General features: G+C 48.6%; 10 protein-coding genes and 3 pseudogenes. 5 read left to right on the top strand and 8 right to left on the bottom strand.

All coding sequences use genetic code 11. From position 1 onward, the window contains the following. Both ABZJ92_RS19775 and ABZJ92_RS19770 read left to right on the top strand, forming a co-directional pair. Positions 1 to 207: helix-turn-helix domain-containing protein (locus ABZJ92_RS19775; protein WP_353765459.1), on the top strand; the 207-nt coding region annotated here is incomplete at its 5' end. Then, positions 201 to 578: pseudogene (locus ABZJ92_RS19770) on the top strand (DNA-binding protein); the annotation flags it as partial. The gene ABZJ92_RS19775 and the pseudogene ABZJ92_RS19770, both read left to right, overlap by 7 nt. A gap of 160 nt (positions 579 to 738) precedes the next feature. Here ABZJ92_RS19770 and yoaJ read toward each other — a convergent pair. From yoaJ to dgcP, 3 genes are read right to left on the bottom strand one after another with little or no spacing between them, the layout of a single operon-like run. Next, positions 739 to 813 carry a protein YoaJ gene (yoaJ, locus tag ABZJ92_RS19765; RefSeq protein ID WP_001386836.1) on the bottom strand — a complete coding sequence of 25 codons (75 nt, stop codon included), beginning with the start codon at positions 811 to 813 and terminating at the stop codon, positions 739 to 741. Between the two features lie 2 nt (positions 814 to 815). After that, positions 816 to 914 (bottom strand): YoaK family small membrane protein, encoded by a 99-nt coding sequence (locus ABZJ92_RS19760; protein WP_032155854.1) that lies wholly within the window; start codon positions 912 to 914, stop codon positions 816 to 818. 32 nt (positions 915 to 946) lie between these two features. After that, positions 947 to 1,972, bottom strand: a complete 1,026-nt coding sequence (gene dgcP, locus ABZJ92_RS19755; RefSeq protein WP_005049892.1) for a diguanylate cyclase DgcP — start codon at positions 1,970 to 1,972, stop codon at positions 947 to 949. A 182-nt stretch (positions 1,973 to 2,154) separates the two neighbouring features. On the opposite strand from dgcP, the gene yoaF reads away from it, so the two are divergent. Beyond that, the gene (yoaF, locus tag ABZJ92_RS19750; protein WP_000691930.1) at positions 2,155 to 2,409 is read left to right on the top strand and encodes a DUF333 domain-containing lipoprotein YoaF; all 255 of its coding nucleotides are present in this window, start codon (positions 2,155 to 2,157) and stop codon (positions 2,407 to 2,409) included. 21 nt (positions 2,410 to 2,430) lie between these two features. Here yoaF and ABZJ92_RS19745 read toward each other — a convergent pair whose 3' ends face one another. Together ABZJ92_RS19745 and nimT are read right to left on the bottom strand one after the other, a co-directional pair. Further along, on the bottom strand, positions 2,431 to 2,778 hold the full coding sequence (locus tag ABZJ92_RS19745) for a DUF488 domain-containing protein (protein WP_005049895.1): 348 nt from the start codon (positions 2,776 to 2,778) through the stop codon (positions 2,431 to 2,433). A gap of 54 nt (positions 2,779 to 2,832) precedes the next feature. Next, positions 2,833 to 4,013, bottom strand: a pseudogene (gene nimT / locus ABZJ92_RS19740) (2-nitroimidazole transporter). Positions 4,014 to 4,109: 96 nt separating this feature from the next. Here nimT and nimR point away from each other — a divergent pair. Next, positions 4,110 to 4,928, top strand: a pseudogene (gene nimR / locus ABZJ92_RS19735) (DNA-binding transcriptional regulator NimR). Here nimR and ABZJ92_RS19730 read toward each other — a convergent pair. Next, complete coding sequence (locus ABZJ92_RS19730) at positions 4,885 to 5,331, bottom strand: DUF441 domain-containing protein (RefSeq protein WP_000460707.1); 447 nt, start codon at positions 5,329 to 5,331, stop codon at positions 4,885 to 4,887. The pseudogene nimR and the gene ABZJ92_RS19730 overlap by 44 nt on opposite strands. 169 nt (positions 5,332 to 5,500) lie before the next feature. Between ABZJ92_RS19730 and yoaI the strand changes: the two genes are divergently transcribed. Beyond that, the gene (gene yoaI, locus ABZJ92_RS19725) at positions 5,501 to 5,605 is read left to right on the top strand and encodes a small membrane protein YoaI (RefSeq protein ID WP_000999629.1); all 105 of its coding nucleotides are present in this window, start codon (positions 5,501 to 5,503) and stop codon (positions 5,603 to 5,605) included. Here the strand turns inward: yoaI and yeaK are convergent, their stop codons facing one another. Next, positions 5,606 to 6,109, bottom strand: a complete 504-nt coding sequence (yeaK, locus tag ABZJ92_RS19720; RefSeq protein WP_000138039.1) for a mischarged aminoacyl-tRNA deacylase — start codon at positions 6,107 to 6,109, stop codon at positions 5,606 to 5,608. It abuts the gene before it with no gap. 42 nt (positions 6,110 to 6,151) lie between these two features. Further along, positions 6,152 to 7,273, bottom strand: a complete 1,122-nt coding sequence (locus ABZJ92_RS19715) for a GAPES1 domain-containing protein (protein ID WP_045177663.1) — start codon at positions 7,271 to 7,273, stop codon at positions 6,152 to 6,154. Between the last annotated feature and the right edge of the window lie 31 nt (positions 7,274 to 7,304).

Raw genomic sequence — 7,304 nt, 5'->3', positions numbered from 1 at the left:
ATACGGGAATACATTGAGATTTTCTACAATCGTCAGCGTCGTCACTCTCGTCTGGGGAATATCTCCCCGGCAGCCTTAAAGCCTGACACTATGCGTAACGTATTTCGCTGCCATATACCACGATACGAAGCAATCATTGCTAGATATTTGGATATGGAACCAGCCCAGATTTGGCCTTCTCGGTATATGGAGAAAACATCATGTTAACCCATTGGGTAACAGCGCAAGAATGCGTAGGAATGTCATGCTTTCCTAAACATGAGGTGAGTATTCGCCGCAATCTTGAAAAGCTTGCAGCCAATCATCCAGAACTACGTCGCAAGCGTACGGGTTCAAAGGCTTTGGAATTTCATATATCAGTTCTACCAGCGGCAGCACGTGCTGAGTTGTTATTAAAATCTGAGCAAATAGAAACAAGCTAGGGGTATTTTGAAATCGCCCGCCCCACGCTGGAAGCGCACGATTACGATCGTGAGGCACTGTGGAGCAAATGGGATAAAGCCAGCGATTCCCAGCGCAGACTTGCTGAAAAATGGTTGCCTGCGGTTCAGACTGCAGACGAAATGCTGAACCAGGGGTGAAGCGGCGCACGAAAAACGCGAAAGCGTTTTTCGTGCGCCGCTTCAGCCGTTATTGGTGCGATTGTCGTGCTATTTATCTACAGGAAGATTAAAAGTTAACGCTTAAATTGCACAAAGGCTGCACACAGGCAGCCTTTGCTATTTTTTAGAGGTGACGTTACCACCATCCCAGCTCAGTGCCGAGTACGACAATAATCGCCACACCCATCATAATAATCGTTGTTTTTTTCATCTTTATGCTCCCGGGGCAGCATAGCAGCCAATAAAAAACCATGCTAAAAATACGACCGCTGTAATGAAGATTACAACCGGAAAAATAATACCGATTCGCATGTTATCACCAATCAAAAGGATGTGAATACGCCTCAGGAATGTAGCGCTGGATGCGCGACAAAAGGTGTTTTCTGTTTGTGTTTTTTCTCCTGATACATCGCAATATCGGCAGCATGCAGGGCACTGTCTGCATCGGTTGTTTCAGGATCGACTTCTACTATGCCAAGACTGGCACCGGGATAATACAAATCAACATCACCTAAGTGATATTCTCCACGTATTTGCTGTTGAATACGTTCTCGCAGCGACGAAATATCCGCATTCTCGTTGTTTAGTGAAACAACCAAAAACTCATCACCACCGAGACGACCAATAACTTCGCCATTTTGCTGGAGCGTATTAAGGCGCTCGCCAACCTGAATGAGAAACAGATCGCCACTATTATGACCAAAACGATCATTGATTAATTTGAAGTTATCCAGATCGATAAACGCGATCATTATCTTATGGTTAAGATGCCGGGCGAGGGAAAACAGCGTCGTCAGATTTTCAAAAATCGCCCGCCGATTCGGTAGCCCGGTTAACGAGTCGGTATACGATTGCGCAATCAGCGCAGCATTGGCTTCGTGCAGCTGTTCAACCAGTGCCTCTTTTTGAATATATTGTGCAATCAGTCCGGCGAATAACTGTAAAACCTGTTCCGCGCGTTCACTCCACTGGCGCTTCTCACTGCTGGCGGCGCAAAGCGTGCCATAGAATGATCCATCCGGTAAGTGAATTGGCGTGCTCAGAAATGTGGTGATGCCAAGATTGCGTGCCGCAATACAGTCGCCCCAACGGTCAGGGACTTCATCGCTGAAAAAGCAGTTTTCATCAATGGCGCGTTTGCATAACGAGTAATCCCACAAGACGGTAAAATTCTCCGGGATGTGCATTTTCTGGCTGTTACGGGCAAACATAATATGCTGCAGGCGCGCTTCGACATCCACTTTGGTCAGGTAGGTTGATTCCATATCAGTGACCATTTCCAGCATCTCCAGAAGCTGTCGGACCAGACTTTCCAGTGACTGTTCTTTGGCAAGGGATTGCGAGACGCGGGCGATAATCTGATCTGACACGGAACAACTCCAGGATACGGCGGGTAAGTGCTGATTATTTAATCTTTGCAGGCATGATAAAACATCATCAACAAAGATGAAACAAGACGTAATATGTTTTGAGTGAATGTAATAAAAATAGTGCTGCAAAACAAAACGATACCGCGATACTCTAAGCTTGGATAAATATGTGAGATCAATAAATGAAAATTATCAGTTTTGTTCTGCCTTGCTTGCTGGTCCTGGCTGGTTGTTCAACCCCTTCTCAGCCAGAAGCACCTAAACCGCCGCAGATTGGTATGGCAAATCCGGCGTCGGTCTATTGCCAGCAGAAGGGCGGGACGCTCATTCCAGTGCAGACAGCGCAAGGGGTCAGCAACAATTGCAAATTACCGGGCGGTGAAACGATTGATGAATGGGCATTGTGGCGACGGGACCATCCGGCTGGTGAAAAATAACCGCCGGATGCCGTACTAAAATCACAAGCTACGTAGCCAGTCGGCCAGCACCAGCGCATGGTTCTGCGTGGTGTTTTTTGCTGCGTAGAGCAGGGTCAGCGGCTGTTTTTTGGCGATGTCCGCCAGCCGCTTTCCTTCTTGCTCGTGTTGCGCCAGTTCTGCGCGATATTGCTCGCGAAAGGTTGCAAAATCGACGACTTCGCCGTGAAAGGCTTTGCGCAGTTCCGTTGACGGCGTGATTTCTTTATCCCACTCATCAAGGGCTAAATCGGTTTTTTTGATACCGCGCGGCCAGAGGCGGTCGACCAGTACGCGATAACCATCGCTCTGTTCAGCCGGATCATAAACGCGTTTGCACTGAATATTCATCGTGTTTGTTCTCCCTTTCACGCAAGATTTGTCACGTCACTATAGCACCGGATATTAGCGAATTTCTTTGTCTCTCCCGGCGCAAAGTCCGAAAATCGCCATCAGTAGTGAAAGTATTGCAACACCCATCAGTGGTACGGACCAGTTACCGTTAGCATCGTGTATTTTACCCATTAGCGGCGGCCCACAGGCTGCCAGCAAATACCCGACGGATTGTGCCATCCCCGAGAGTGCCGCCGCCTGATGCGCAGAACTTGCCGAAGACCAATGAACGTCAACCCCAGTATCATTGTTGCGCCGGAACCAAAACCGAAAAGCAGAGTCCAGGTGATCGCGTGCGCTGGCATAAAGCAGAGCCCAACCGCGCCCACTGCGCACATCAAGGCAACGAACGCTGCAATACCACGCTGGTCTTTCACATGATGTAAGAAAAGTGCGATCAGCAAACCGGGAGCTGCTGTGGCTAGTTGCAGCAAACCATGCAGTGAACCCGCCTGTGCTTCGCTATAGCCGTGACTGATGAGGATCGCCGGAAGCCAGCCAATAATCACGTAATAGACCAGTGAGTTGATCCCAAGAAACAATGTTACCTGCCAGGCAAGTGGCGAACGCCAGATACCCCGAGTATGTAAGGCGCGTGAGGTACTCAAATTTGCATGTTGCTGACTTCGCCACTGTGGCAGCCATAAAAAAAGAGCCAGCAGAGGAAAACACATCAGCATGAACAACGCGCCTTGCCAGCCAAAACCGTTCAAAGCCAGCGGCACGACCATAGCCGATCCCAGTGCCGCTGCAGCTCCCATTGTCAGGGAATATGCGCCGGTAAGTCTGGCGACGGAATGAGGGAAATCGCGTTTAATTAATCCTGGCAGTAAGACATTGCCTAATGCAATCCCACCGCCAATGACCGCTGTACCGCCAAATAATAAGTAAGGCGAAGGGAGAGAACGAATTGCGATACCTGCACAGATCAAAAGTAACGCGGCAAACAGGCTACGTTCCATACCAAAACGTCGCGCCACCGGGGCAGCCAGAGGTGAGATTAGCGCAAAGGCCAATAATGGCAGGGTGGTTAATAAGCCGGTTTGCGCTGTCGTCAGCGAGTAAGCGGAACGAATCGTATCCAGTAACGGCGCTGCGCCGGTAAAGGTGACGCGTAATGTTGTGGCAATCATCAGAATGCCAGCGATAAGGACAATCCTGTTTTTGCCGCTTAATGAAGTTGAACAGGTCATATGCTTCTCATTGTTACAAACGAGGCTGTACCTTACCGTTTTTATTGTTATGTTGAATCAAGCTAAAATGACAAATTATCGCTAAGTTCGGACAAAATGATGCACAGGTTGAATCTCAATGGCTATGAACCCACCGACACCATGAAGCCGCGGTCGCATTTTGTATTCACGCCGGAACGGATGAGTTAACCAGTCCTGTACATCAGCACCGCAAAGGACAGCTGATACTGGCATTACATGGTGCAATTACCTGTACGGTGGAAAATGCTTTGTGGATGGTGCCGCCACAATATGCGGTTTGGATACCGGGCGGGGTGAAGCATAGCAATCAAGTGACAGCTAACGCTGAACTCTGTTTTCTGTTTATCGAACCCAGCGCAGTGACAATGCCGACCATGTTGCACATTGAAAATATCGCCCTTATGCCGGGAATTGATTTTAACCCTGGCAAACAGGACGACGACTCAGCGTGCTGAGCCGATGACCCGCAGATTAATTCAGGTCCTGTTTGATGAACTCCCTCAGCAGCCACAACAACAGCTGCACCTGCCCGTTTCTTCTCATCCTAAAATCCGCACGATGGTGGAGATGATGGCGAAAGGGCCCGTCGAGTGGGGGGCATTGGGGCAATGGGCTGGCTTTTTTGCGATGAGTGAACGCAATCTTGCCCGCCTGATAGTGAAAGAGACGGGGTTGAGTTTTCGCCAGTGGCGTCAGCAGTTACAGCTGATTATGGCGCTTCAGGGATTAGTGAAAGGCGATACTGTACAGAAAGTTGCTCATACGCTGGGGTATGATTCAACAACGGCCTTTATTACTATGTTTAAGAAAGGCTTGGGGCAAACGCCAGGCCGATATATTGCGGGATTAACTACTGTTTCCCCACAATCAGCGAAACCAGACCCGCGGCAATAAGCGGGCCAACCGGTACGCCGCGAAACAGCGCTACGCCTAAAACAGTGCCCACCAGCAGCCCAGCAACCAGTTGCGGCTGGCTGCCCATTAACGTCACGCCGCGCCCACCCAGCCAGGAGACAATAACGCCTACTGCAATTGCCACCAGCGATTTCCAGTTCAGAAACGAGTGAATCAAGGTTGAGGGCGGTAGCGTCCCGCTGGCGATGGGGGCCATAACGCCAATCGTCAGAATGATTATCCCGATACTTAGCCCCTGTTTTTCAATCCACGGGAAAAAGGTGCTTAACGGTGTGACGCGGACAATGATCAACACCAGAATTGAAACGGCGACAGTGGTGTTATGACTGATAAAGCCCAGCGCAGCTAACCCGAGCAGGATCAGCAAAGTGACATCAAACATCGTGGTTTCCTTGCCAAAAAATAATAAGCCTGCTTACTTTATGCTTGCTGCAGGAAGGAAGTAGAAAATCTTTACGTTTTTTGCATAAAAAATCAGGCGAACTGTCATCAAACTGCCATTTGTGCACGCTAACAATAACGTGAAAACAGCTATCTCCCGGGGGCATGCTATGAACGATCAAATGTTCGTCGAGACACTGATTATCACATCATCGTTTTTTGCTATTGCGGTTGTGCTGGTTTTGTCCGTTCTGCTTATTGAACGGATAGGCTAGCTACGCAGTGCGGCGGAAATTGACCAGTTCTGGTTGCGCAATGCGCAAATAATCCGCGGTTTTCAAAATAACGGATTTATCCAGCATCCCTGCATTGAAGGCGATTTCATCAAATCGTTCGAAGAGTAGAGGGTCGGCAACCAGTTTGAGTTTTGGATGGAAGCTGAAAGGGGGGATCGCGCCGAAGACACAGCCTGTGAGTTCATCAACTTCCGCCGGGCTGGCCAACGAAGCGCGTAATCCGCCTATATGGCTGGCGAGTTGGCTCAGATCGGCCTGTTGATCGGCTGCGAGGATCGCCAGAACATGTTGATTTACGCCATTGCCTTTGACTTTACATACCAGTGCCTTAGCACCCTGGCCTAGAGCGGTACCACGAATTTCTGACACCGCTTCACATTTACCTACCGCTTCATGGGTAACGACGCGGAAGTTAGCACCTTCTTGTGATAATAAAGCGATTAACTGCTGATGCGTCACGCTTCCTTTAGCCATTTCAGTCATTTCACGCTCCTGAGATTACAAGCAAACAACCACAGAAGGTTATCATGAACGGCTGTTTTTGTTCTGCTTATTGACATATAAACGCTCATCGGAAGCTTTATACGCATCATGTAACGTAATCGCTAAATCCCCCTCCTGATGACCGAGGGTGTCATTTATTTGCTTTAACTTGTCCATGTCAATTGCAATAAACATCACCGAAGAACCGGATTGCACCAGTTTCTGCAACCGCTGCTCCAGTTCAGGGGTTAAAATTTTGCGATTATACAGTCCAGTCATCGCATCACTAATATTTTCTCGCGACACATTTTGGTATAAACGGAAGTGCATCCGGACCATATTCAGCAAAATTAACGCCGTCAAAATCCAGAACAGAACGCTTTTCCTCGAAGACGTGATAAAGTAAAGAATATCAATGGATAACGAGACACGAATGCCGCCAGGTAAGTCATGGACGTAACTGACATACTGGAACAGATTATCTTCGCTCTGGTTGATGATAATGTCGCGCCCCGAATCGGTATCGGTTAGCGTGACATTGAGAAAACGCCAGAGGAGAGGGCGGTCATGAGTGTAAAAGATATTCCGCAAATTGTTTTTGTTAATATCCAGCAGCACAATCCCTTTTAGCTGCCCTGCGACATATACCGGCGTCAGCAAACTCATCACGTTCTGTTTAGTACGCTGATCCTGGTAAATGCTCGACAATACGGTACGCCCGGTAAATACCTTTTCAATATCTTTGCGATCGATGCCAATACTTCCTGACTGCAGGAAGGACCAGTTATTCATCGCAAAGTATTCAACATTAACCGGCTCATAAAAATAGACATAGCGGTCATTGAGATCGAGATAATAGTGAAATTTCTCTTCGGCCATCCCAAGACCTGAACCGTAATCATCCTGGTGGCGGTTGCCTTCCACTGCCTGATCAAAAGCGGGTAATAGTGCTGCAGCTTCCACAATTGTGTCGCAGTCAGTGGATGCGGTTTGTAGTGTGCCGCGTAAGCCCGGGTATTTATGGGCAGTCAGGTTTAAGCCATGGGTATTATTGGCAGACTCAAAAGCCTCGCAGATGGCGCGCCGCTGTTCTGGCGACACTTCCGACTGCTCAGCAGCGTGAGGTAGCCTGAGTTTAACGGACACTCCTTCCTGAAATAGAATGGCATCAGAAGGAGCTAATAATGAGCAGAAA

The sequence above is a fragment of the Shigella sp. FJ200513 genome, assembly GCF_040495915.1.
Lineage (GTDB): Bacteria > Pseudomonadota > Gammaproteobacteria > Enterobacterales > Enterobacteriaceae > ECMA0423.
The sequence above is the reverse complement of the archived record's forward strand: the minus strand, read 5'-3'. Positions and strand labels throughout refer to the sequence as shown.